The 23,333-nt window shown below is 68.4% G+C and carries 24 protein-coding genes; 8 read left to right on the top strand and 16 right to left on the bottom strand.

Features of this window, described 5'->3' with window-relative positions; all coding sequences use genetic code 11:
* Window positions 1–3: 3 nt before the first annotated feature.
* Entirely contained in the window at window positions 4–1,890 is a 1,887-nt protein-coding gene (locus tag FIV50_RS17810; protein WP_219846225.1) for an ATP-binding cassette domain-containing protein, read from the top strand.
* A gap of 78 nt (window positions 1,891–1,968) precedes the next feature.
* Here FIV50_RS17810 and FIV50_RS15970 read toward each other — a convergent pair whose 3' ends face one another.
* A complete protein-coding gene (locus tag FIV50_RS15970; RefSeq protein WP_140038279.1) occupies window positions 1,969–2,418 on the bottom strand; it encodes a hypothetical protein in 450 nt (149 codons plus the stop codon).
* A 145-nt stretch (window positions 2,419–2,563) separates the two neighbouring features.
* Between FIV50_RS15970 and FIV50_RS15975 the strand changes: the two genes are divergently transcribed.
* Complete coding sequence (locus FIV50_RS15975; RefSeq protein WP_140038280.1) at window positions 2,564–3,958, top strand: HNH endonuclease signature motif containing protein; 1,395 nt, start codon at window positions 2,564–2,566, stop codon at window positions 3,956–3,958.
* 5 nt (window positions 3,959–3,963) lie between these two features.
* Here FIV50_RS15975 and FIV50_RS15980 read toward each other — a convergent pair whose 3' ends face one another.
* From FIV50_RS15980 to hemE, 11 genes are all read right to left on the bottom strand, one after another.
* Window positions 3,964–5,292: a glutamate-1-semialdehyde 2,1-aminomutase gene (locus FIV50_RS15980; RefSeq protein WP_140038281.1), complete on the bottom strand. Its 1,329-nt coding sequence runs from the start codon at window positions 5,290–5,292 to the stop codon at window positions 3,964–3,966.
* Window positions 5,293–5,404: 112 nt separating this feature from the next.
* A complete protein-coding gene (gene hemB / locus FIV50_RS15985) occupies window positions 5,405–6,382 on the bottom strand; it encodes a porphobilinogen synthase (protein WP_140038282.1) in 978 nt (325 codons plus the stop codon).
* On the bottom strand, window positions 6,379–7,170 hold the full coding sequence (locus FIV50_RS15990; protein ID WP_056374518.1) for a uroporphyrinogen-III synthase: 792 nt from the start codon (window positions 7,168–7,170) through the stop codon (window positions 6,379–6,381). The genes hemB and FIV50_RS15990 overlap by 4 nt, the downstream gene beginning before the upstream one ends.
* Window positions 7,167–8,183 carry a hydroxymethylbilane synthase gene (hemC, locus tag FIV50_RS15995; protein ID WP_140038283.1) on the bottom strand — a complete coding sequence of 339 codons (1,017 nt, stop codon included), beginning with the start codon at window positions 8,181–8,183 and terminating at the stop codon, window positions 7,167–7,169. Before hemC ends, FIV50_RS15990 begins: the two co-directional genes overlap by 4 nt.
* Before the next feature lie 7 nt (window positions 8,184–8,190).
* Window positions 8,191–8,868, bottom strand: coding sequence for a hydrogen peroxide-dependent heme synthase (gene hemQ, locus FIV50_RS16000; protein ID WP_140038284.1), 678 nt, complete (start codon window positions 8,866–8,868; stop codon window positions 8,191–8,193).
* 67 nt (window positions 8,869–8,935) lie between these two features.
* Entirely contained in the window at window positions 8,936–9,217 is a 282-nt protein-coding gene (locus tag FIV50_RS16005) for a hypothetical protein (RefSeq protein WP_140038285.1), read from the bottom strand.
* Window positions 9,204–9,611, bottom strand: coding sequence for a phage holin family protein (locus tag FIV50_RS16010; RefSeq protein WP_140038286.1), 408 nt, complete (start codon window positions 9,609–9,611; stop codon window positions 9,204–9,206). Before FIV50_RS16010 ends, FIV50_RS16005 begins: the two co-directional genes overlap by 14 nt.
* 1 nt (window position 9,612) lies before the next feature.
* Complete coding sequence (locus FIV50_RS16015; protein ID WP_140038287.1) at window positions 9,613–10,035, bottom strand: hypothetical protein; 423 nt, start codon at window positions 10,033–10,035, stop codon at window positions 9,613–9,615.
* A 199-nt stretch (window positions 10,036–10,234) separates the two neighbouring features.
* The gene (gene hemG, locus FIV50_RS16020; RefSeq protein ID WP_140038288.1) at window positions 10,235–11,785 is read right to left on the bottom strand and encodes a protoporphyrinogen oxidase; all 1,551 of its coding nucleotides are present in this window, start codon (window positions 11,783–11,785) and stop codon (window positions 10,235–10,237) included.
* Window positions 11,786–11,888: 103 nt separating this feature from the next.
* Window positions 11,889–12,227, bottom strand: coding sequence for a metalloregulator ArsR/SmtB family transcription factor (locus FIV50_RS16025; protein WP_140038289.1), 339 nt, complete (start codon window positions 12,225–12,227; stop codon window positions 11,889–11,891).
* Window positions 12,228–12,288: 61 nt separating this feature from the next.
* On the bottom strand, window positions 12,289–13,311 hold the full coding sequence (gene hemE / locus FIV50_RS16030; protein WP_140038290.1) for a uroporphyrinogen decarboxylase: 1,023 nt from the start codon (window positions 13,309–13,311) through the stop codon (window positions 12,289–12,291).
* Window positions 13,312–13,372: 61 nt separating this feature from the next.
* Between hemE and FIV50_RS16035 the strand changes: the two genes are divergently transcribed.
* From FIV50_RS16035 to FIV50_RS16050, 4 genes are all read left to right on the top strand, one after another.
* A complete protein-coding gene (locus tag FIV50_RS16035) occupies window positions 13,373–14,680 on the top strand; it encodes a glutamyl-tRNA reductase (RefSeq protein WP_140038291.1) in 1,308 nt (435 codons plus the stop codon).
* Between the two features lie 144 nt (window positions 14,681–14,824).
* On the top strand, window positions 14,825–15,289 hold the full coding sequence (locus FIV50_RS17715; protein ID WP_181164250.1) for an apolipoprotein A1/A4/E family protein: 465 nt from the start codon (window positions 14,825–14,827) through the stop codon (window positions 15,287–15,289).
* A 37-nt stretch (window positions 15,290–15,326) separates the two neighbouring features.
* The gene (locus FIV50_RS16045) at window positions 15,327–15,899 is read left to right on the top strand and encodes an HhH-GPD-type base excision DNA repair protein (RefSeq protein ID WP_140038292.1); all 573 of its coding nucleotides are present in this window, start codon (window positions 15,327–15,329) and stop codon (window positions 15,897–15,899) included.
* The gene (locus FIV50_RS16050) at window positions 15,896–16,321 is read left to right on the top strand and encodes a DUF1801 domain-containing protein (RefSeq protein ID WP_140038293.1); all 426 of its coding nucleotides are present in this window, start codon (window positions 15,896–15,898) and stop codon (window positions 16,319–16,321) included. The genes FIV50_RS16045 and FIV50_RS16050 overlap by 4 nt, the downstream gene beginning before the upstream one ends.
* Before the next feature lie 57 nt (window positions 16,322–16,378).
* Here FIV50_RS16050 and FIV50_RS16055 read toward each other — a convergent pair whose 3' ends face one another.
* From FIV50_RS16055 to FIV50_RS16065, 3 genes are all read right to left on the bottom strand, one after another.
* The gene (locus tag FIV50_RS16055) at window positions 16,379–17,764 is read right to left on the bottom strand and encodes a glycine--tRNA ligase (protein ID WP_140038294.1); all 1,386 of its coding nucleotides are present in this window, start codon (window positions 17,762–17,764) and stop codon (window positions 16,379–16,381) included.
* A gap of 104 nt (window positions 17,765–17,868) precedes the next feature.
* Window positions 17,869–18,558, bottom strand: a complete 690-nt coding sequence (locus FIV50_RS16060) for a GNAT family N-acetyltransferase (RefSeq protein WP_140038295.1) — start codon at window positions 18,556–18,558, stop codon at window positions 17,869–17,871.
* A 50-nt stretch (window positions 18,559–18,608) separates the two neighbouring features.
* A complete protein-coding gene (locus FIV50_RS16065; RefSeq protein ID WP_140038296.1) occupies window positions 18,609–19,232 on the bottom strand; it encodes a hypothetical protein in 624 nt (207 codons plus the stop codon).
* A 42-nt stretch (window positions 19,233–19,274) separates the two neighbouring features.
* On the opposite strand from FIV50_RS16065, the gene FIV50_RS16070 reads away from it, so the two are divergent.
* Together FIV50_RS16070 and FIV50_RS16075 are read left to right on the top strand one after the other, a co-directional pair.
* The gene (locus FIV50_RS16070) at window positions 19,275–20,738 is read left to right on the top strand and encodes a peptide MFS transporter (protein WP_140038297.1); all 1,464 of its coding nucleotides are present in this window, start codon (window positions 19,275–19,277) and stop codon (window positions 20,736–20,738) included.
* A gap of 57 nt (window positions 20,739–20,795) precedes the next feature.
* On the top strand, window positions 20,796–22,238 hold the full coding sequence (locus FIV50_RS16075; protein WP_140038298.1) for an MFS transporter: 1,443 nt from the start codon (window positions 20,796–20,798) through the stop codon (window positions 22,236–22,238).
* 13 nt (window positions 22,239–22,251) lie between these two features.
* On the opposite strand, the gene FIV50_RS16080 is transcribed toward FIV50_RS16075, so the two are convergent.
* Window positions 22,252–23,175 (bottom strand): serine hydrolase, encoded by a 924-nt coding sequence (locus tag FIV50_RS16080; RefSeq protein WP_140038299.1) that lies wholly within the window; start codon window positions 23,173–23,175, stop codon window positions 22,252–22,254.
* Between the last annotated feature and the right edge of the window lie 158 nt (window positions 23,176–23,333).

Raw genomic sequence — 23,333 nt, forward strand, 5'->3', positions numbered from 1 at the left:
CAGATGCCCGACGGACAGGTGCTCGAGTTCACGCACGTCACGAAGCGCTTCAACGACGTGACGGCGGTGTCCGACTTCTCCGCGCGAGTCGAGCCCGGTGTCGTGACCGCTTTCCTCGGCCCGAACGGCGCCGGAAAGACCACCACCCTGCGCATCCTCCTCGGGCAGGTGCGCGCCACGAGCGGCACCGCCACGATCGGTGGAACTGCGCATTCAGAGCTGCGCCACCCGCTGCGCACGATCGGCTCCGTCCTGGAGGAGACCGCGTACCGCCCTCGTCGCTCGGCTTCACGCCAGTTGACGATCGCGGCCAAGGCCAACGGCATCCCACTCTCGCGTGTCGACGAGGTCCTCTCGCTGGTCGGTCTCGAGCACGAAGCCGAAGGTCGCATCGGCAGCTTCTCGCTCGGAATGCGTCAGCGACTGAGCGTGGCGCACGCGCTGCTGGGCGATCCCGGCGCTCTGGTCTTCGACGAACCGGCGAACGGCCTCGACCCGGAGGGCATCCGCTGGATCCGCCTCCTCCTGCGCCGCCTCGCAGACGAGGGCCGCACGGTTCTCGTCTCCTCTCACGTGCTGAGTGAGATCGAGCAGGTCGCAGACCACGTGCTCGTGCTCTCGAAGGGCCAGCTCGTGCTCTCGAGCGGCATCGAGAAGCTCGCCGATCCGTCGGCAGGATCGGTCGTGGTCGACGCGGTGGATCGTGCCGCGCTGAAGTCGGCGCTCTCAGCGGCAGGCCTCGAGGTCGAGGTGCTCCGCTCGGGTCTCACGGTTCGCGGCAGCAACGCGGGTGCGGTCGGCGCCATCGCGGCATCGGCGGGCATCGCCCTCGCCACTCTCGTGCAGCGCGGCCCGACCCTCGAAGACGTCTTCATCGAACTCGTCCGCGGCGGCAGGCTCGCACCGCAGGCCATCACCGCCGCGCCGGTCGTCGAGGCCGCCCCGCCGGTCGTCGAGGCCGCCGCGCCGGTCGCGGAGGCCGATGAGGACGAAACGCCGGTCATCGGTGGTGCGGCGGCATCCGAATCCTCGACCGCCGATTCCGCCGAGACGGACTCCGACGCTGCCGACTCCGACACCTCCCCGGCTGAGGATGTCTCCGAGTCCGACGCAGCAGCCGCACCTGAGTCCTCCGAGTCCGATGCAGCCGCGTCAGACGCCGCTCGCGCGGCGGCCGACGCGGCGGATGCCGAGGCCGACGACGCGGCGGATGCTGCAGATGCCGCTCGTGATGTCGAGTACGCCGCGGCAGAGCTCCGCTACGCAGCGGACGCCTCGGATGCCAACGACGCAGAGGATGCGGCCGACATCGCCTCCGAGGCAGCCCATGCGGGCGGCGATGACGCCCCCGGCGATGCAGACTCGACTGGCGGATCGATGGAGCCGGAGACGTCTGCCGAACCTGAGGCGGAGAGCACCCGACCGTCGTTCGACGACATCCTGTTCGGCACGGCACCGGCCGACGGTGCCGACGCTCCTGTCGCCGCGGACACCGACGCCGACATCGCTGAAGACGGTGCCGACGCTCCTGCCGCCGAGGACTCCGACACGGCCGCGAACGAGGACGGCAACGACGAGCACTCTGGAGTCGAGTTCTTCGCCGAGGTGCACGAGTCCGACGAGTCGGAGGAGGCTTCCCCTCGCGAAGACGACCCTCGCTCGGCGGCCGTCACCTCGATGCTCGCCGCCGCCGCGCGCGCCTACTACGAGGACGAACCCAAGGACTATCCGCTCGGTGAAGCCGACGCATCAGCGGAGACGGAGACAGGCGCGGAGGTGGCGACGGACGCGGACGCGGATGCCGCTCCGGAAGCGGACCACGGCCGCGACGAAGAGCAGCACGAGGGCGAGCACCACGAGCACCACGACGGCGAGCACGACCGTCCCTGAGATCAGCTGAGCGGGCCTCGATGCGAACGCCCTCCGTGCCTCGAGGCTGCGGAGGGCATTCGCTCGTTCCAGGGTCTCTCAGGCGGGTCGCGGGCGGATCACCGGACGGCGACTCCCCTTCGACACCGGCGTCGGCGACGTCGCCACGATCTCCTCGACGTCCGCCGGCTCATCCGAGACGTCGAGTCGGAGTGCCTGGGTCAACGCCAGGCCGTGACTCGTCGTGAGTATCAGCCGTCGGTACTGCGCGTCACCCGAGAGATCGATGACCACGCTGGGACGTCGGCGGCGGATGAGGACGAAATCGACGCTGCCCGCGGCCTTCCACGTTCCTGCGGCGAGCACGCCGGGGATGTGGGTTCCCGGATTCGGCACGCCACGCAACCAGGTCCACGCGTCGTCGATCAACTGGACCTTGGTGATGGTGTCGCGCACGAGCCGCACGTTGTCACGGTGGAAGCTCGCCGCACGCTCGATCGGCGAGAGCACGATCTCGAGTTGCGTCTGGTCCAGCAGCAACGTCACCATGCGTCCAGTCTGCCAGCGGCACCCTTCCAGATGTCTGTGTCTTGTTCACAGGAAGGCAACGATCCGTTGTCGGTTCCCACGATTCCACCCCTCTTCCATTCCGTTGTTCTGCTCGACCTTCGAACAAATCTACTAGAGTCGAAGCATGACATCCGCCACCGATCCCGACCTCGAGCAGCGCGCTGAGCTGCTCGACTCATGGGTCGAGAAGCGGAGACAGATCGCCGTTCTCGAGGCCGAGGCATCCGCTCTCCTCGCCGAGCGGATGCGCCTGAGCCAGTCGGACTGCGACGAGAACCCGTTCCATCGCGATGTCATCCACCGATCGATGATCGCGGAGCACTCCGCGGCAGGTCGCATGGCGCAAGGCAGCATCGAGTACGCGTTCACCGACGCGGCTTTCCTCGAGCGAGGTCATCCGCGTGTGCAGCAGGCGTTCCGCGACGGTATCGTCACGGCCGCGCACGTCCGCGAGATCGTCCGTGCAGCGGGGGTCGTCCGCGAGGCGGTCAACAACGGCAGAGCGGATGCCGAGGCGCTCGAGGACTACGACATCGCTGCCGTGACCGTCGCAGAGAGGGAGACCCCCGCACGGACGAGAGTGCACCTCAGGGCGCTGGCAGCAGTCCTCGCGGGTTCCACGGTCAATGAGCGGCACGCACGGGCACTGTCTGAACGCACGGTGACCGTACGGCCCGCCGGCGATGGGCTCGCCGTGCTGACCGCGGTGCTCCCCGAGCATCTCGCCGTGGCGATCCTCGACCGCCTGACGCAGCTGGCCCGCGCCGTCATCGCCGGCCGGGCAGACCGCGAGCCGGTGCTCGAGCCCATCGATGACGGCGAGAACCCGATCTACCCCGACGACATCGCCGCCGACTCCGCGGCTCGCGATGACTACGCGATCTTCGGGGAGGGCACGTTCACCACCGATCCCACGGTCGAGCACATCCCGGCAGACACGCGCACGATCGACCAGGTCAGAGCCGACCTGCTGATCGATCTCCTCCTTGCCGCCGATCCCAGTGCCGCGAACGGCTCAGGGCTCGATAACATCCGTGGGCGGATCCACGTCACTGTCGCCTCGACGACGCTCGCAGGCTGCGATGAGCGTCCCGCCGAACTCGACGGTCACGGCCCCCTGCATCCCGGTGTGGCCCGCGATCTCGCCGGTCGCATGCGCGGATGGTCTCGCCTGTTCCTTGATCCGACAGGCCTCGTCGTCAAGACCGACAACTATGCGCCCACCGAGGCGATGCGTCGATTCCTCCGCGCCCGAGACCAGCACTGTCGGTTCCCCGGCTGCAGGATGCCGGTGCATCGCTGCCAGGTCGACCACACCTTCGATCATGCCAAGGGCGGACGGACCGAGATCCATAACCTGGCTCACCTCTGCGCGAGCCACCATGTGCTGAAGCATCCCGATATAGCCGACGAGCATCGCTGGTCGGCCAGGCAACTCCCCGACGGCACGATCGATTGGGTGAGCCCACTGGGCCGAACCTATCGAGACGATGCGAGACGACGAGTCATGTTCGCCTGAGGTTCTCAGACGCCGCGAGCCGCCGCAGCGGCGGCGCGTGCAGCGATCGGCAGCGCCGCTTCGATGCGCTGAAGCTCTTCCTTGCCGTGCGCGGCTGTGAGGAACCAGGCCTCGAACACGCTCGGCGGCAGCGCGACTCCCTGCTCGCGCATCGCGTGGAAGAACGGCGCGTACCGGAACGACTCCTGAGCCTGCGCCTCGGCATACGTGCGGGGCGCCGAAGCCCGGAAGGAGGCGCTGAAGAGGTTCCCCGCGTGTGCGACGGCGTGGGCGACGCCGGCGTCCGCGAGAGCGGCCTCCAGAGCGCTGGAGACCCTGGCTGCGGCGGCGTCGACGGCCGTGTAGACCTCGGGGGTCGCCAGGCGCAAGGTCGCGAGGCCAGCGGCGACCGAGAGCGGATTGCCCGACAGTGTGCCGGCCTGGTACACCGGCCCCAGAGGAGCGAGCAGATCCATGACCTCAGCACGTCCACCGAGCGCGGCCAGGGGCATGCCGCCGCCGACGACCTTGCCGAACGTGATGATGTCGGGCAGGTATTCCTCGCCGGCCGCAGCCTGGAGTCCCCAGAAGCCTGCGGAGTGCACGCGGAAGCCCGTCAGCACCTCGTCAAGGATCAGCAGAGCACCATGCGCATGGGCGGTCTCGGCCAGCAGCCGGTTGAACCCCGGCAGCGGCGGAACCACGCCCATGTTCGCGGCTGCGGCCTCGACGATCACCGCCGCGATGCGGTCACCGTGCTCGGCGAACACCGCGGCCAGCGCGTCGGGGTCGTTGTAGTCGATCACGAGGGTCTGCGCGGCGATCGGCGCGGGCACCCCCGCAGAGCCGGGCAGAGCGAGAGTCGCGACGCCCGAGCCGGCCGCGGCGAGGAGACCGTCGGAATGCCCGTGGTAGTGGCCGGCGAACTTGACCAGCAGGTCGCGTCCGGTGGCACCGCGCGCGAGGCGGATGGCCGTCATGGTGGCTTCGGTGCCGGTCGATACGAGCCGCACTCGTTCGACGGGCCGGATCTCTCCGAACCGCACACGGTCGGCGATCAGCTGAGCGAGTTCCACCTCGCCCTCGGTCGGGGCGCCGAACGAGAGTCCTCGTGTGGCTGCCTCCTGCACGGCGGCGACGACCTCAGGGTGCGCGTGGCCGAGCAGCGCCGGTCCCCACGACGCGACGAGGTCGACGTACTCGTTGCCCGCGGCATCCGTGACCGTCGCGCCCTTCGCCGAGGCGAGGAAGCGCGGCGTGCCGCCGACAGAGCCGTACGCACGCACCGGCGAGTTCACGCCACCGGGGATCACCGTGCGGGCAGCGGAGAACAGGTCGTCATTGCGGTCGGTCACAGCACACTCCTCAGCGATGCGCGGAACTCTCCCGGCATCGCCTCCAGGCTAGTCCGCAGACCTGAGGAAGGGACTCAGCCGACCCCGCCACGAGCGAGGCGAGGAAGCGCTGTCAGTGGCGCAGCCAACGCGCGGCCTCGGTCGCCCAGTAGGTCAGGACGACATCGGCACCGGCTCGGCGGATCGAGAGCAGCGACTCGAGGATCGACGCGCGGCGGTCGATCCATCCGTTCGCCGCGGCGGCCTCGATCATCGCGTACTCGCCGGAGACCTGGTATGCCCACACCGGAATATGCACAGTGTCGCGCACCTCGCGCAGCACGTCGAGGAAGGCCATGGCCGGCTTCACCATGACGATGTCGGCGCCCTCCTGCTCGTCGACGACAGCCTCCCGCACACCCTCGCGGCGGTTGCCCGGGTCGAGCTGGTACGTGCGGCGGTCGCCTTTCAGCTGCGAATCCACGGCCTCACGGAACGGGCCGTAGAACGCACTCGCGTACTTCGCGGCGTAGGCGAGAAGGAGCGTGTCGGTGAAGCCCTTGGAATCGAGCGCCTCGCGGATGACGGCGACCTGGCCGTCCATCATTCCCGACAGGCCGAGCAGCTGAGAACCGGCTCGAGCCTGAGCGAGCGCCATCGACGCGTAGCGCTCGAGAGTTGCATCGTTGTCGACCGAGCCGTCTGCCGCGAGCACGCCGCAGTGACCGTGGTCGGTGAACTCGTCGAGGCACAGGTCGGTCTGCACGACGAGGGCATCGCCGACCTCGGCCGCGAGCGCCTCGGTGGCCACGTTCAGAATGCCCTTCGGGTCGTCGGCGCCCGAGCCCTGAGCATCTCTGACGGCCGGAACTCCGAACAGCATCACACCGCCGACACCCGCCTCGGCGGCCTCGACTGCGGCGGCCCGCAGAGAGTCGAGCGAATGCTGCGCGACGCCGGGCATCGACCCGATCGGCGCAGCCTCGGTGATCCCCTCGCGGACGAACAGCGGCAGCACCAGCTGCCGCGGCTCGAGAGAGGTCTCCCGCACCAGGCCACGGACGGCAGGAGACTGCCTCAGGCGACGCAGTCGGATATCGGGGAAGCTCACGGCGCCAGCTCGTCCGCCGCGTGCGGAAGGGTGTAGCTCGATACGGCATCGATGAGCGCGTCGACCGTCTGACGATCGGCGACGACCGTGATCGGCAGACCCGCCTTGTCGGCATCCTTCGCGGTCCGCGGACCGATCGCCGCGAGCAGGGTCTCATCCGGGATCAGGGGGAACTGCTCGCGCACCTGCTCGGCGACCGAACCGCTCGTGATCAGGATCGCGTTGATGCGTCCGTTCTCGACGTCGCGCTTGATGCGGTCGGTGACCGGCACGCCGACGGTTCGGTAGGCGACGACGCTGTCGACGTCGTGACCGGCCTCCTGCAGCAGGACGCTGAGCACGGGCTTCGCGATCTCGCTGCGCAGCGCCAGGATGCGACGCGGTTCGGCCTCGAGGGCGATGAGCTGCTCAGCCATGCCCGCCGCCGAGTTGTCTTCGTCGGGCACCATCGCCACTTCGTACCCGACCGCCTGCAGAGCGGCCGCGGTGGTCTCGCCGACCGCCGCGATCTTCGTACGACGCGGCACCACCGCGCGGTGCGCGAACATCACGTCGACGGTCGTCGCGCTCGTCACCGTCAGCCAGTCGTACTCTCCGGCGGCCAGCCGGGTCAGTGCCACGTCGAGCGCGGCCTGATCGGTGGTGGCCGCGAAGTTGATCAGCGGCGCGACGACGGGCACCGCTCCCCGCGAACGCAGACTGGCGGCGACGCCGTCGCCCCACGGGCCTCCGCGGGGTACGAGGATGCGCCAGCCGTCGAGCGGCCGGTCCTGCTTCGAATTGGTCATGATGAGGAATGCTCTCGGGAGACGAGGTCGGCCGCCCCTTGCTCGAGCAGCCGATGGGCGACAGACAACCCGAACTCGCGTGCTGTGCGCATCGGGTCTGCACCACCGGCAGCATCCGCTCCATTGCCGCTGCCGTTCCGACGAATATACTCCCCGTTCAGAGTCTCCGTGACGTCGAGGCCGATCCGGCGTCCGCCGTCGGTCGAGTAGACGACCGTTCTGACACGGATCTCATCGCCGTTGACGACAGCATGAGCGGCCATCGGAGCCTGGCATCCGGAGTCGAGTCCTTCGAGGATTCCTCGTTCTACCGTGATGGCCAGTCGGGTGTCGTGGTCGTCGAGTTCAGCGAGTGCGGCGAGCAGCTCAACCGGAGCGTCGGAGCGCGTCTCGACCGCGAGCGAACCCTGTCCGGGAGCGGTCGGCCACTCGGAGAGACCCAGCTCCTCACGGTGAAGCGGCGAGTCGGTCCCGAGGCGCGACAGACCGGCGGCAGCGAGGATGACAGCATCCAGCTCGCCGGATGCGACCCGCTGCAGACGCGAATCGACGTTGCCGCGGATGTCGACGACCTCCGCGCGCGGCGCCCTGCGGTGCACCTGAGCGATGCGACGGGGAGATCCGGTGCCCACCTTGCTGCCGGAGCGCAGCTGGTGCAGCGGGGTGCCTCCGCGCGTGATCGCGACATCACGGGCGTCCTCACGCACCGGAGTGGCCGCGATGACCAGCCCCTCGGGGATCGCCGTGGGCAGGTCCTTGAGCGAGTGCACCAGGAAGTCGCACTCCCCGGCGAGCAGCGCCTCACGCAGACGTGTGGCGAAGATGCCCTGGCCGCCGATCTCCGACAGTGACGCACGATTCGTGTCGCCTTCGCTGGTGATCGGCACGAGCTCGACGGGCCGACCCGAGATCTTCTCGAGGGCGGCGGCGACATGACCCGACTGCGCCTGCGCCAGCGCGCTGCGGCGGGTGCCCAGTCGGATCGGGACGGCTGTGTGACTCTGAGTGCTCATCGTCGACCTACTGCAGCACGTCCGCGATCTCGTCGAACCGGAGGCGACGGCCCGTGTAGAACGGGATCTCCTCCTTCACGTAGAGACGCGCGTCGGTGTAGCGCAGGTCACGCATGAGGTCGACCAGCTCGGTGACCTCATCGGCTTCGAGCGGCAGGATCCACTCGTAGTCGCCCAGGGCGAACGCGGCGACCGTGTTGGCGATGACGCCCGTGAACGCGGCCCCCTTGCGACCGTGATCGGCGAGCATCTTGCGACGCTCCTCCTCCGGTGCGAGATACCACTCGGGCGTGCGCACGAACGGGTACAGGCACAGCCAGTCCTTGGGCTCGACTCCGCGGAGGAACCCCGGCACGTGCGCACGATTGAACTCAGCATCGCGGTGCACACCCATGACGTTCCAGACGGGCAGCAGGGTGCGCAGCAGCTCGGTGCGCCTCAGGCGCCGCAGAGCCTTCTGCAGGTCTTCCGCCGTGTCGCCGTGCAGCCACACCAGCAGGTCGGCGTCGGCCTTCAGGCCTGAGACGTCGTAGAAGCCGCGGACCGTGACGCCGGAGTCCTCGATGTAGGACACGATCGTCTCGAGCTCCGTGGAATCGGACTCGGTGACCGCGATATCGGGGTTTCGTCGCCAGACGGCCCAAAGGGTGAAACCGGACGGGTTCTCTTCGCGTGCATCGGACATGGATCCAGTCTGCCCCCTTTGTGAATCACTCGCGAACGCGAGTCAGGATGCGAGGATTCGCCTCCGGTCAGCGAGCGAGCGCGCGGGCGATCGCCCAGACGGCGCCTCCCACGATCACGGCGCCCCCCACTGCTCCGGCGATCGCCGCAGCAGGGTTGCGGTCGGCGAAGACCCGTGCCTTCGCAGCGGCACGCTTCGATGCCTTGTCGATCCGCCGAGGGAAATTGCCCTTGACCTCGATCGCTGCGAGCGCGGCCTTGAGCTCGGCGCGGGCGGACTGCACCGGATCGACGATCCCTGCAGGAACGGCCGTCTTGGGCAGCGGCCTCGTGATCTCAGAGTTCGTCATAGCCGGCTTCCTTCACGAGTCTGATGTCCTCGCCCACCGCCTGGGCGGGGTTCTTGCGAGCGAGCACCTTGCGGAACTTCAGGATGCCGAGCAGCGCGAACAGCAGCACGGCGAGGATCAGGATTCCGAACACGGCCAGCGCGGAGAGCCAGACGGGCCACCACGACGACAGCCCGGCGATCGCGAAGACCAGGATCACCGGAACGGCCCAGAACAGGAAGAAGAGAGCGACGAGGAACCAGACCGAGCCGATCCCCGCGTCCTTCGCGGTCTTCGAGATCCATGTCTTGGCCGCATCGATCTCGGCCTTGACGAGGCTGCTGATGAGTTCGGGAAGATCGCCGATCAGGGACAGCAGGCTGTCCTCGGCACGATCGCGGTATCCGCGGGGCATGTCAGCTGCCAGACTTCGCGGCGGTGGAGCGCGGGGATGCCGGCTTCTTGGCCGCAGGCTTCTTCGCGTCGTCCTTCTTCGCGGCGTCCTTGACCTCTTCGACGGCGTCTTCGGTGGCGTCGACGATGTCGTCAGCGGCCTTGCGTCCCGCAGCGACAGCGGAGTCGAGTCGCTGTCCGGCGGTCTTGTCTCCGCCGCTCGCCGACTTGACGACCTTCTGCACGCCGGTCCAGATCGCGCCGGGCACTGCCGCAGCCTTGTCGCCGACGTAGCCCTTGACCTTGTCGACCTGATCCTGCACCTGGTCGAGGTTCCAGACCTTCAGCCACTGCGTCTTGATCTGCTCGTAACGCTCGCGGCCCGCACGGGTTCCGAGCACGTATCCCACGCCGATTCCTACGACGAGTCCGATCTTCCCCTTCATGGGGTCTCCTCACGTTGTTCCGGTGTGAACGCCTGGGGCGAACCGACGGCGCGGAGCCGCCTGCCAGGTGTCCAGCGTAGCCCCGTATGCCGATTTCGGCATCTGTCAGGCAGAGGGTTGACAGCAGAGCGACTTTCGGGGTGGCCTCAGCGGGCGCGTCGCGCGCGGGAGCGCGGCCGACGACCCCGACACGCTCGGGTCAGTCCCAGAGCAGTGACCGCCGCAGCCGATCGGCTTCTTCTCGCGCATCGGGGATCACCTGCGCGAGTCCGGTGCCGGCGAGCCACGCACCCACCGCTGCAAGGCCGGGAACGCCCTGGATCGCCGATCGTGCCGCCTCTCGTCGCTCACCGGAGCCGATGATCGACGCGGGCTGCGATTGCACGAACCGCGAGCGGTGGGAACCGATGAGATCGCCGGCCGCGAGCGGGACGCCGAGGAGAGCGGATGCTTCGCGGAGCGCGAGACGCGCGGCCTCGTCATCGTCGAGGCCTGCGGTCGCTGCCGGTTCTCCCTGGGCGCCGAACGAGACGCGCACCAGGTGCCGATCGCCGGCGGCCGCCCGGAGCCACTCCCACTTCGCCGTCGAGTGCGTGAGCGCCTTCGCGGTGTGGCTGCCGGGGACGGTCAGCACGCCTGTGCCCCGAGGTGCGCCCTGCAGCGCAGAGGCCTGCAGCAGCAGCGTCACGATCTCGATCTCCGGCGCATCCGCCACCGCGGTCTCGGCGAGAGCAGGTGCGATGATCTCGAGCAGACTCCGCGCCACCGCCTCCGAGGTCGCCAGCACGACGCCGTCGGCGGTGAACTCGAGCTCCTCCGGGGCCGGCTCCGCACTAGCAACAGCATCCGCATCCGCATCGGCGAGCGGTTGCCCCTCGGCACGCACGGTCCAGCTCGCGGCGGACTGCGTGATCTCGGTCACCCGGCCGCCCGTGCGGACGACGCCGCCGAGCTTCTCGATGTCGGCGACCAGTGCGTCGATCAGGACCATCATGCCGCCGGCGAGGCCCTCGACGGCAGCACCGGGCGCCTGCGCCGCAGCGGCCTGTGCCGCACGCGCCGCGCTCTCGTCACGCAGAGCCTGCACAGCGCCCGACAGCGAACCGACGCGCGTGAGGGCGGCGTTGAGCCCGGGCGCAGCGATGTCGACGTCGACGTCTTCGGGCGACGCCGAGTACACGCCTGTCGTCACCGGAGCCACCAACCGGTCTCGCACCTTGACACCCATGCGCGAGGACACCAGCTTGCCGAGACTCTGATTGTGGCCGATCGTGAGAGGCGGACGCACGCGGTCGAGGTACGCACGCCACACACCGGACCAGCCGATGATGCGCCGCACGTCCTCCTGGAACGGATTGCTCGGGATGCCGAGGATTCCGCCGACCGGCAGCGGTGCGGCCCCGATGCCGGGGATGCCCGCCAGCCATGCGCTGCCGGCCGCGGGGGCGACGATGTGATCGGTGAGGCCGAGTTCGGTCAGGAGAGCGCGCACTCGGCCGCCCCTGGTCGCATAGCTCTCCGCCCCGGCATCCACGACGACACCGTCGATCTCGGCCTGACGGATCGCGCCGCCGACGGCATCCGACGCCTCGAGCACCGTGACGTGCATGCCGACCTTGACGCACTCGCGCGCCGCGATCAGTCCCCCGACGCCTCCGCCGATGACGATGATGTGGCGCGTGGCCGCGCGGGCTGCCAGAGTCGCGGACTCGGCTGGGGACGACTCACGGTTCGCGGGGTTCGACGGCATGCGTCAATCCTTTCACTCGCGACCCGGACGCCTCACCGATCGCGGCCGGAGAAACGGACACAGTGCGGAGAACGATCGGGGTGCTCTGGCGCGGATGCGCGGCTCAGGCCTCGACGGCCGCGGTGGGGGCGCGTCCGGAGCCGCGCTTGCGCACCTCGCGGAGCACCATCTGCTCGGGGCACACCGTCGAGAGGAAGTCGCCGACAGAGAGCGCGAGACGCTCGCCGACGAGTGAGTACAGGATGCGGTTGGCATCGCGACGCTCGCTGATGAGGCCCGCCTGACGCAGCACGCTCAGGTGACGCGAGATCGTGGGGCCGCTCGCCGAGAACCGCGAAGCGATCTCGCCCGCCGCGAGCTCGCCGTCCTTGAGGTCCTGCAGGATCTGACGACGCGTCGGATGGGCCAATGCCGCGAAGATGTCTGACGCATTGTCTGTCATGTTTGCAATATAGCACTCGTGCTAGATACCGATCGGTAGAAGCACGATCGGGCGTGAGCCCTCAGATCGAGTGCACCAGCTCGACGATGCGGGTGAGCTGATCGGGGTCGGTCTCGGGCGGAACACCGTGTCCGAGGTTGACGATGTGGCCTCGGGCCGCGCGCCCGCGCTCGACCACGTCGCGCACGTGCGCCTCGAGCACCGGCCACGGCGCGAAGAGCAGCGCGGGGTCGATGTTGCCCTGCACGGAGACGTCGGGCCCGAGGATCGCCGCAGCCTCGTCGAGCGGCAGGCGCCAGTCGACGCCGACGCCGTCGGCGATTCCGCCCAGGCGCATGTCATCGAGGAAGGGGCCGGTGCCCACGCCGAAGTGGATGCTGGGCACGCCGATGCCGTCGAGTGCGACACGAGAGTGCGGGGCGACGAAGGCGCGGTAGTCGGCGGTGCTCAGGGATCCGGCCCACGAGTCGAACAGCTGCACCACGGATGCTCCGGCGTCGCGCTGGATCTCGAGGAACCGGCGCGAGACCTGCGCGAGCCACCCCGCCAGACGATTCCACGAGTCGGGGTCGGCGTGCATCATGGCGCGGGCGCGCAGGTGCTCCTTCGACGGGCCGCCCTCGACGAGGTACGCGGCCAGTGTGAACGGAGCGCCGGCGAAGCCGATCAGCGGGGTGTCCCCCAGCTCTGCGGTGACGATGCCCACGGCCTCGGCGATCGCGGTGCCGTCGAGCGAGAGGGGATCGATCGCCGTGATGCGATCGACATCGGCCGCGGTGCGCACGGGGTTCGCGAACACGGGGCCACGGCCGGCTTCGATCTCGACCTCCACGCCGGCCAGGCGCAGCGGGATCACGATGTCGCTGAAGAACACCGCGGCGTCGACGCCGTGGCGTCGCACCGGCTGCAGAGTGATCTCGGCGGCGAGGTCAGGCGTGAGGCAGGCGTCGAGCATGCGTGTTCCGACCCGCAGCTCGCGGTACTCGGGCAGCGATCGGCCGGCCTGTCGCATGAACCACACGGGGGCATGCTCGGGTCGGGGGCCGGTGAGGGCGCGCAGCAGCGGAGCGTCGGAGAGGGCCATGCCTCCATCCTCCCATCCGCCCCTGGGCCGACCTGCATGAAGCCTCAGGTAGAATCGAACGGTGCTGCTGGTTGTCACGGCGAGTCACAAGACCGCCCCCTTCGAATTGCTCGAACGCCTGAGCCGCACCCCCGATGACGTCGCCTCCACAGTCGTGGACATGGCGTCCTGCGTGCAGGGTGCGGTCGTTCTTGCTACCTGCAACCGCTTCGAGGCCTACGTCGAGATGGACGAGCCCGTCACCGCAGCAGGTGCGATCGGCGTCGAGGCAGTGCTCGAGGCCGTCGAGGCGTCCACGGGCATCCGCGCCACCGAACTCGACGGCGCCTACGAGGTGCACTCCGGCCGCCGCGTGGCAGAGCACCTCTTCTCCGTCGCATCCGGTCTCGAGTCCGTCGTCTCCGGCGAAGGCGAGATCGCCGGGCAGGTGCGCCGAGCGCTGAAGGCCGCACGCAAGGAGGGCACCACCTCCCCCGAACTCGAACGCCTCTTCCAGCGGGCCAGCCAAGCGCAGCGCAAGGTCAAGAACGTCACGGCGCTCGGCCGCGCCGGCCGCTCACTCGTGCGCCTCGCTCTCGAGCTCGCCGACAGCCGCATCGTCGACTGGTCGACTGAGCGCGTGCTGCTCGTCGGCACCGGTGCCTATGCGGCCGTCACCCTCGCGACGCTCCGCGAACGCGGAGCCGTCAACATCTCGGTGTACTCGCCCTCGGGTCGCGCAGAGAAGTTCGCCGCGAAGCACGGCATCCGTGCGGTCTCCGCAGAGGACTACGCGCGCGTCGCCTCGCGATCGAGCCTGCTGATCACCTGCACGACCGCGGCCGCTCCCGTGCTCACTCCCGAGCACCTGCAGGCGCCGACCGGCATCGCTCCTGAGGGCTGCCCCGTCGCATCCCACAACCAGATGGTCGTCGACCTCGGCATGCCGCGCAACGTCGACCCCGCCGTCGCCGCCCTCGAGGGCGTCGCCCTGCTCGATCTCGAGACCATCAGCCTGCACGCACCGCTCGAGGAGCTGCAGGCGACGGATGCCGCGCGCACCGTCGTGCGCGAAGCAGCCGACACCTTCCACGTCGTCGGCAGCCGGCAGAGCGTCACCCCATCGGTCGTCGCGCTGCGGTCGCACATGTTCGCGCTGCTCGAGTCCGAGATCGCCCGAGCGCGGGCACGGGGCGACGATGACGGCAAGGTCGAGCAGGCCCTGCGCCACCTGACCGGTGTGCTGCTGCACGTGCCGACCACGCGCGCGCACGAGCTCGCCGCCACCGGACGCGCAGACGACTTCGCCGCCGCGCTCTCGACGATGTACGGCATCGAGCCGATCGAGCCCGCGCAGGCGTCTGACGCCGACGACGCCGCGACTGCCTGAGGGACTCACCCTCACTGCACGATCCGTCTCCGCGGAGATCTGTCCCCCGACTCCGGGTATCTCGCCTCGGACGCCTACACGCATCGCCCATGCTTCATATCGTCGAACCATGACAAAGCCCATCCCCGCGCGCAGACTGGGAGGATGCTCGTGGATCCCGATGTGATCAGCATCATCATCGCCCTCTTCGCCTTCAGCGCGACCGTGCTCGGCGGGGTCTCCAGGATGCTCGCGAAGCAGTCGAAGGCACTGGACACCCGCTTCGACAGCATCGATGAGAGATTCACGAAAGTCGAGACCGAGCTGACCAACGTCAAGACCGACATCGCTGACGTGAGAGTCGAGATCGCCGACCTTCGCACCGAACTCAAGACCGACATCGCCGAACTCCGCACCGAACTCAAGACCGACATCTCCGAACTCCGCACAGAACTCAAGACCGACATCTCCGAACTCCGCACAGAACTCAAGACCGACATCTCCGAACTCCGGGTCGAACTGAAGACGGAGATCGCTGACGTCAAGACCGAGCTCAAGGCCGACATCGCCGATGTGAGAGTGTCGATCGCACGACTCGAGGGCCCGCTCCCGAAGCTTCAGCGCATCTGACTCCGCCGCCATCATCGGGGGGTGCCAGACTGGAGGCATGGCCCTTCACATCACCGGAGACACCGCCGCTGACGCTCTGCTCACCGACAACCCGCTCGCGCTTCTGGTCGGGATGCTGCTCGATCAGCAGGTTCCGATGGAGACGGCGTTCGCCGGACCGCTCAAGATCGAGCAGCGCACCGGCGCGACCGACGCCAGCACGATCGCGGCGATGGACCCCGACGAGTTCCTCGAGGCGTTCAAGACGACCCCGGCCGTGCATCGATTCCCGGGCTCGATGGCGACTCGCGTGCAGACGCTATGCCGGGAGATCGTCGATCAGTGGGGCGGAGATGCCTCGGCGCTCTGGACCGAAGGAGACCCGTCAGGCGCCGAGGTGCTCAAGCGGCTCAAGGCGCTGCCCGGCTTCGGCGAGCAGAAGGCGAAGATCTTCCTGGCTCTGCTCGGCAAGCAGTACGGGTTCACCGGCGCAGGATGGCGCGAGGCCGCGGGCGACTACGGCACCGAGGGTTCCTACCGCAGCGTCGCCGACATCGTCTCGCCCGAATCGCTCACCAAGGTGCGCGAACACAAGAAGGCCATGAAGGCCGCGGCGAAGGCGAACGCATGAAGCCGACCGGCGACGACGTCGCCGGACTCATCGCCCGATCCACTCCGGCGGTCCGCCGTCGGGATGCCGAGACGCTGACCGCCCTCATGCAGGAGATCACGGGCCGCGACCCTCAGACCTGGGGCACGATCATCGGATTCGGAAGTTGCCACTACCGGTATCCGACCGGCACCGAGGGCGACAGCGGTCTGCTCGGCTTCGCCCCGCGCAAAGCGGCGACGACGATCTACCTCTTCGACGGGGTCGACGCCCACACCGAAGCGCTCGAGAAGCTCGGCCCGCACAGCACGGGCGTCGGATGCCTCTACATCAAGGATCTCGAGAAGATCGACCTCGATGTGCTCCGCGGCATCCTCGAACGCTCTCTCGCCTGGGTCGAGGCGGGCGGCACCGAACAGGTGCAGCTGACCGTCACCGGCTGACGAGAGAGGCCCGCCATCCTCTCGGACAGCGGGCCTCTCGTTCGGATCGTCCGCGCGTCAGGCGCCCTTGAGACGCTCAGCCAGGTACTCGTGCAGCTCGTCGATCGAGACGCGTTCCTGCGCCATCGTGTCGCGGTCGCGCACGGTGACGGCGCGGTCGTCGAGCGAGTCGAAGTCGATCGTGACGCAGAACGGCGTGCCGATCTCGTCCTGTCGGCGATACCGGCGACCGATCGCACCCGCGTCGTCGAAGTCGACGGCCCACGAGCTGCGCAGCGTGTCGGCGACCTCGCGCGCCAGGGGCGACAGGCGCTCGTTGCGACTCAGCGGCAGCACGGCGGCCTTGACCGGCGCGAGACGAGGGTCGAGCTTGAGCACGGTGCGCACGTCGGTGCCGCCCTTGGCGTTCGGCACCTCTTCCTCGCGGTACGCGTCGACGAGGAACGCCATCATGGCGCGCGTGAGACCGAACGACGGCTCGATCACGTACGGCGTGTAACGGTCACCCGTGGCCTGGTCGAAGTAAGTGAGGCTCTGACCCGAGGCCTCGCTGTGGCTCGACAGGTCGTAGTCGGTGCGGTTCGCGACGCCCATGAGCTCGCCCCACTCCTTGCCCGTGAAGCCGAAGCGGTACTCGACGTCGATGGTGCCTGCGGAGTAGTGCGCGCGGTCGTCTTCGGGCACATCGAACTGGCGCATGTTCTCGGGGTCGATGCCGAGGTCGATGAACCAGTTCCAGCACGCCTCGACCCAGTGCTCGAACCACTGCTGCGCGTCTGCGGGGGGCGTGAAGAACTCGATCTCCATCTGCTCGAACTCGCGCGTGCGGAAGATGAAGTTTCCGGGGGTGATCTCGTTGCGGAACGCCTTGCCGACCTGGCCGATGCCGAACGGCGGCTTCTTGCGGCTGGCCGTGAGCACGTTCGAGAAGTTCACGAAGATGCCCTGCGCCGTCTCGGGGCGCAGGAAGTGCAGGCCCGACTCGTCGTCGACGACACCCAGGTACGTCTTGACGAGACCGGAGAACGACTTGGGCTCGGTGTACTGGCCCTTGGTTCCGCAGTTGGGGCACGGCACGTCGGCGAGGCCGTTCTCGGCCTTGCGGCCCTTGCGCGCCTCGAAATCCTCGATGAGGTTGTCGGCACGGAAGCGCTTGTGGCAACTCAGACACTCGACCAGCGGGTCGGTGAAGGTGGCGACGTGACCGGAAGCCTCCCACACACGCTTGGGCAGGATGATGCTCGAGTCGAGGCCCACCATGTCGCCACGGCCGCGCACGAACGTCTGCCACCACTGGCGGCGGATGTTCTCCTTGAGCTCGGTGCCGAGGGGCCCGTAGTCCCACGCGGACCGCGAACCGCCGTAGATCTCACCCGCCTGGAAGACGAACCCGCGGTGGCGGGCAAGGGCGATGACCTTGTCGAGACGGGACTGTTCGGCCACGGTGGCTCCAATGGTCGGCTGTGGGAAAGCCCGTGATCACGGGCACGTCAATCTTATCCGCGACCGGTTCACGTCAGGACCCTGGCCGGGTCGGGGCTGACCCCTCAGGCGGTGAAGAGGTAGCCCTTCTCGACATCGAACCCCGAGAGCGTCAGGCCGCTGCTCAGCAGACCCTCCATCTGCGCTCGCAGACGCATGCGCCACTCGTGCGCGGCGTCCGGATCCTCGACACGCATGGTCTCGATGTCCGAGGGGATCTCCAGCGTCTCCGCGACCGCATCGGATGTCGGCGACTTGGCGATGTCGGCGAGCGCCCACTCGACGTCGAGCCGATCGCTCTCGTCTCCGGCATCCCCTCCGCCGAAGATGCCGTAGCGGTTCACCGAGTACCCGGTCACGCGGGCCCCGAGAACCGTGAGGAAGAAGTGCGCGTTGCGGGCGACGAGCGGGTCGAAGGTCCAGGTGATGCGACCGACGTCGCGAGAGAACGCCCACTGGCGCTGGTGCTCCTTGAGCTCCCGCCCCCAGCCGCGTCCGCGGTACTCGGGCAGCAATGCCGTGATGTGCGAGTGCATCGCCCGGCGTCCGGGGGCGCCGAAGAAGGCGATCGAGGCACCCACCATCCGCTCTTCGCCGCTCTCGGCGTCGAAGAGCCCGACGACATAGTTGCCCGATTGCTGCAGCGCTCGCAGAGTGCCGGCGTCGATCACGCGCTCGGGGCCGCGGATGGAGTCGAGCAGGCCCTGCGCGGCGATGATGAGTTCAACGGTGTCCAGATCACGAATGGTTCGCACGCCCCCAGTCTGCCCCTCCGGTCGCAGATATCGGAATCGAACACGGCTGCTCAGACCCGCTCGCGCTCCGGGAAGGCCGTGCCTCCCCCAGCGGCGAGCGACGTGGCGACGATCTCGAGGAACTCGTTCATCATCTCGACGGTCATCTCGGGGAGCATCCCGTCCCAGTACGAGAGCACGGCTCCTCGGCCCTGCATCATCCCTGCCGGCCGCGCGAACGCCCAGAGGTGAAGGTGCGCCGAACCGTCGTTGAACCTGCTGAAGTGACACCGCGCGACACCGGGGATGCTCTTCACCGCCTCCGAGATCCGCTGCATCAGGGGCCCGAGCGCGGCGAGGACCTCGACGGGAGCATCTTCGAGCAGCCAGTGCTCGCGCGGGGCGATCGCCCCGATGAACGGGAGCCCGCCCGGCTCCCATCCGGCCCTCACCTGCCAGAGGTCGTCGTGCCAGATCGTATGCTCATCGGGCTTGCACGAGCCGCAGTTCTCGGGGTCGAGCTCTCCGTTGCGCGGCTTCTCTGGCACCAGCATCGGCTCGAGCGGACGCATGACGACCGATTCGTACGCGTTGGCCGGCCCGTGCGTCATCCACGAGCCGTCGGGCCGCGCGCCGTAGACGAGCCTGCTGTGGAAGGGGGTGTCTGCCGGATGCTGCTCGAAGTCGATGCTCATGCCGATATCGAATCACGTCGCGACCGGGCGTACCGTGGAGTAATGGCAACCAGCGATACGACGGCCGAGAAGTCCGACACCCGGTTCTTCGGGCAGCCCTGGGCACTCGTCCACATCTTCGGTGTCGAGATGTGGGAACGGTTCAGCTTCTACGGCATGCAGGGCATCCTGCTCATCTACCTGTACTTCTCTGTCACCGAGGGAGGCCTCGGACTATCCCAGGCCGTCGCGGGCGGGATCGTCGGTGCCTACGGCGGGTCGGTGTACCTCTCGACGATCCTCGGCGCGTGGATCGCCGACCGGATGCTGGGTTCGGAGCGGGTGCTGTTCCTCAGTGCGATCGTGATCGTCGCAGGACACGTCGCCCTCGCCCTTCTCCCCGGGTTCATCGGCGTGGGCGTCGGCCTCGTGCTCGTCGCGCTCGGCTCGGGCGGCCTGAAAGCGAACGCGACCTCGGTCGTCGGCACCCTTTACAGCGCAGACGACACACGTCGGGATGCCGGATTCTCGCTGTTCTACCTCGGCATCAACCTCGGCGCCTTCATGGGTCCGATCCTCACCGGCATCCTGCAGTCGTCCCTCGGATTCCACTACGGGTTCGGTCTCGCCGCGATCGGCATGACGCTCGGACTCGTGCAGTACTCCTTCGGCCGCAAGGCGCTGCCGGACGAGGCACGACGCGTGCCCAACCCGCTGCCCTCCTCGCGCTACCCGCTCGTCGCGATCATCGCGATCGCAGCCGTCGCTCTCATCGCGGTGCTGGTGCTCATCGGAGTGATCCGTGCCGACAACCTGGCGTCCATCGTGATCATCGGAACGATCGTCGCGACGGTGGCCTACTTCGCGGTCATCCTCAGCAGCCGCCGGATCGACGGCACCGAGCGCTCGCGCGTCTGGGGGTTCCTGCCCCTCTTCGTCACGAGCGTCGCCTTCTGGTCGCTGTACCAGCAGCAGTTCACCGTGCTCACGGTCTACTCCGACGAGCGCCTCGACCGCAACATCTTCGGATTCGAGATGCCCGTCTCGTGGGTGCAGTCGATCAATCCCGTGTTCATCATCATCCTGTCCGGCGTCTTCGCGGCGATCTGGACCCGCCTCGGCCGCCGTCAGCCCTCGACTCCCGTCAAGTTCGCACTGGGGGCGATGATCATGGGAGCCGCCTTCCTGCTGTTCCTGCCGTTCGCGGGCGGTGGCGCCAACTCCACCCCGTTGATCGCGATCGTCGGCATCCTGTTCGTGTTCACGATCGCCGAGCTGCTGATCTCACCGGTCGGCCTGTCGGTGACCACGAAGCTCGCCCCCAAGGTGTTCCACACCCAGATGGTCGCCCTGTTCTTCCTGTCGATCGCCCTGGGCACGGCGATCTCGGGCTGGCTCGTGCAGTTCTACGACCCGACGAACGAGGTTCCCTACTTCTCGATCCTCGGCGTCATCGCGATCGTGGTCGGCCTCGGACTGCTCTTCGCCGTCAAGCCGGTGCTGCGGCTGATGAAGGGCGTGAGCTGACGATCGCGGCACGGGCGCTCGCGCCTCGGGTGTCTCAGACGCCGATAGCCTGAAGCGATGGGAGAGAACGATGATCGCGCGCGCAGAAGACTCTCCCGAACATCACCGAAGTGGGCGATCGTCGCGGTCCTGGCGTTCGCCGGTCTCTGCTCGTCGTTCATGTTCACGCTGGTCGTGCCGCTGCAGGCCGAGCTTCCTCGACTGCTGAACGCATCCCGCGAGGACACCACGTGGGTCGTCACGATCACGCTGCTCGTCGCGGCGGTCGCCACCCCGATCTCGGGCCGACTGGGCGACATGTACGGCAAGCGCCGCGTCGTGATCGTGCTGCTCGGGCTGCTGATCCTCGGGTCGCTGATCGCCGCACTGTCGGGCTCGATCGTCGGCGTGATCATCGGCCGGGCGCTGCAGGGTGCGGTGACCGGCGTGGTCCCGCTGGGCATCGCCATCATGCGCGACGTGCTGCCGCCCGAACGTCTGGGCACCGCCGTCGCCCTGATGAGCGCCACGATGGGCGTGGGCGGCGCGATCGGGATGCCGGTGGCCGCCCTGCTCGCAGTGAATGCCGACTGGCACTGGCTGTTCTGGCTCGCGGCCGCTCTCGGGGTCATCGGCCTCGCCCTCGTGCTGCTCGTGATCCCCGAGGACGTGCTGCGATTCCCCGGACGCCTCGACGTGATCGGCGCGATCGGACTCGCGATCGGCCTCACCGGCATCCTGCTGTTCGTGTCCCGAGGCGCCGAGTGGGGCTGGACGGCCCCGCTGACGCTCGCGTGCATCATCGGCGGAGTCGGCGTGCTGCTGGTGTGGGGCTGGTATCAGCTGCGCACCACGGATCCGCTGCTCGATCTGCGCGTCGCGGCGCGCCCCGCCGTGCTGTTCACCAACATCGCCGCGATCGGCATGGGCTTCGCGCTGTTCGCGTCGAACGTGACGTTCCCGCAGCTTCTCGAGGGCCCGGCCGCCTCTGGTGCGGGCTTCGGACTCGACATGGTCTCGGCCGCACTCATCATCATGCCGGCAGGGCTCGTGATGATGGTGATCTCGCCACTGTCGGGCTGGCTCGAGCGCACCGTCGGCCCTCGCCCGCTGTTCACCGTCGGCGCCGGCGCGATCGTGCTCGCCTACGTGTTCGTGCTGCTGTGGTCGAGCGAGGTCTGGCACATTCTCATCGGCAACCTGCTGATCGGCGTCGGCATCGGATTCACCTTCGCCGCCATGCCGATGATCATCATGCGATCGGTGCCGGCTAACGAGACGGGCGCATCGAACGGACTGAATGCGCTCTTCCGCTCGATCGGCACGTCGAGTGCCTCCGCCGTGATGGGCGGGGTGCTCGCCGCCATGAGCATCGACGTCGGCGGGGTCTCGGTGCCCACACGGGCGGCGTTCGATCTGTGCTTCTGGTTGGCGATCGCAGCCGGCATCGTCGCCCTGGTCCTGTCGCTGTTCATCCCTCGGCAGCGTTCGACAGAGGCGCATCCCTCTCTGCCGGGATGACCCCGGCCCGAGCTCAGTGCGTGTACTCCATGAGCTCGACCCCGAGCACGCGGAAGGCATCGTGTGCGCGCAGCCTGTGCGTGATCGACAGGTCGTCGAAGCAGACGATCAGCGAGTAGGCGACACCCGCGCGGGGCCCGGCGAGCACGCCAGCCTCTGCACGCACACCGCGATCGCGGCCGGTCTTGTTGATGAACAGCAGACCGTGCGCGTCATGGTCGTGAGCGAAGGGGTCGAGGCCCGTCGAGGAGGCCACCAGGCTCAGGTCCTGATTCAGGCTGAGCCACTCGGACACCTGGGCGCTCACTGATGCACCCACCACCTGCGAATTGACGAGCGCCGAGAACAACCCGGCGAACTCGCGCGCTGACCCGACCGCGACCTGCGGCGCGTCATCAGGACCCCGCTCGTCGCGGAAGCGATCGAGAAGAGCCGTGCGGCGGAGTCCGAGGGCCTCGATGCGCTCACGCACGCGATCGTGACCGACCCGCTGCAGCAGGGCATTGACCGCGATCGGGTCACCGGCTGTCGCTGCGAGCACGGCGAGGTCTTCGAGCGGCAGCGCGGGCGCATGCAGGTGTCGCCAGAGTCCCGAGGTCGACACAGCCTCGACGGCGGAGCGCTCGACGATCTCGAGCGGGTCGAGGGTGCCCGCCTCGAATGCGGCCGCCACCTCGATCAGCAGGGGCACGACGCCGAGCCCGGCGACCGGCATGGTCACATGGTCATCACCCGAGAGGACGTGCGTGTGGTTGTCGAGATCGACGACATGCACCGACACCTGGGCCCCCGCGTCCGCGAGCTGCTCGAGCGCGCGCAGGGTCGAGGTGAACGACCGACGCCCCGTGGCGGCACGCCGCGGCAAGCGTCGGCTGGGCCGCTGAGAGCGGCGCAGCGAGGCCAGTGGCGGGCCGTCGGCAGGCTCGGAAGCACCCACGCGTGATCCTTAATAGGGGGGTTGGATTGGCGGGATGCTGCGGTGTCCATCCTCCGCAGCACGGATATCGTAACCCCGTCAGGTGAGGATGCCCTACATACTCCGGTATACGGTCATCAGATCGTCATGCAGGAGACAGCAGGGCACCCTCGGGGCCT

Source organism: Microbacterium foliorum, assembly GCF_006385575.1.
Taxonomy (GTDB): Bacteria; Actinomycetota; Actinomycetes; order Actinomycetales; family Microbacteriaceae; genus Microbacterium; species Microbacterium foliorum_B.

Coding starts and splice junctions, on each gene's coding strand:
- FIV50_RS17810 (WP_219846225.1), top strand. CDS start 4: ATGCCCGACGGACAGGTGCTCGAGTTCACGCACGTCACGAAGCGCTTC.
- FIV50_RS15970 (WP_140038279.1), bottom strand. CDS start 2,418: ATGGTGACGTTGCTGCTGGACCAGACGCAACTCGAGATCGTGCTCTCG.
- FIV50_RS15975 (WP_140038280.1), top strand. CDS start 2,564: ATGACATCCGCCACCGATCCCGACCTCGAGCAGCGCGCTGAGCTGCTC.
- FIV50_RS15990 (WP_056374518.1), bottom strand. CDS start 7,170: ATGACCAATTCGAAGCAGGACCGGCCGCTCGACGGCTGGCGCATCCTC.
- hemC (WP_140038283.1), bottom strand. CDS start 8,183: ATGAGCACTCAGAGTCACACAGCCGTCCCGATCCGACTGGGCACCCGC.
- hemQ (WP_140038284.1), bottom strand. CDS start 8,868: ATGTCCGATGCACGCGAAGAGAACCCGTCCGGTTTCACCCTTTGGGCC.
- FIV50_RS16005 (WP_140038285.1), bottom strand. CDS start 9,217: ATGACGAACTCTGAGATCACGAGGCCGCTGCCCAAGACGGCCGTTCCT.
- FIV50_RS16010 (WP_140038286.1), bottom strand. CDS start 9,611: ATGCCCCGCGGATACCGCGATCGTGCCGAGGACAGCCTGCTGTCCCTG.
- FIV50_RS16015 (WP_140038287.1), bottom strand. CDS start 10,035: ATGAAGGGGAAGATCGGACTCGTCGTAGGAATCGGCGTGGGATACGTG.
- hemG (WP_140038288.1), bottom strand. CDS start 11,785: ATGCCGTCGAACCCCGCGAACCGTGAGTCGTCCCCAGCCGAGTCCGCG.
- FIV50_RS16025 (WP_140038289.1), bottom strand. CDS start 12,227: ATGACAGACAATGCGTCAGACATCTTCGCGGCATTGGCCCATCCGACG.
- hemE (WP_140038290.1), bottom strand. CDS start 13,311: ATGGCCCTCTCCGACGCTCCGCTGCTGCGCGCCCTCACCGGCCCCCGA.
- FIV50_RS17715 (WP_181164250.1), top strand. CDS start 14,825: ATGCTCGTGGATCCCGATGTGATCAGCATCATCATCGCCCTCTTCGCC.
- FIV50_RS16045 (WP_140038292.1), top strand. CDS start 15,327: ATGGCCCTTCACATCACCGGAGACACCGCCGCTGACGCTCTGCTCACC.
- FIV50_RS16050 (WP_140038293.1), top strand. CDS start 15,896: ATGAAGCCGACCGGCGACGACGTCGCCGGACTCATCGCCCGATCCACT.
- FIV50_RS16065 (WP_140038296.1), bottom strand. CDS start 19,232: ATGAGCATCGACTTCGAGCAGCATCCGGCAGACACCCCCTTCCACAGC.
- FIV50_RS16070 (WP_140038297.1), top strand. CDS start 19,275: ATGGCAACCAGCGATACGACGGCCGAGAAGTCCGACACCCGGTTCTTC.
- FIV50_RS16075 (WP_140038298.1), top strand. CDS start 20,796: ATGGGAGAGAACGATGATCGCGCGCGCAGAAGACTCTCCCGAACATCA.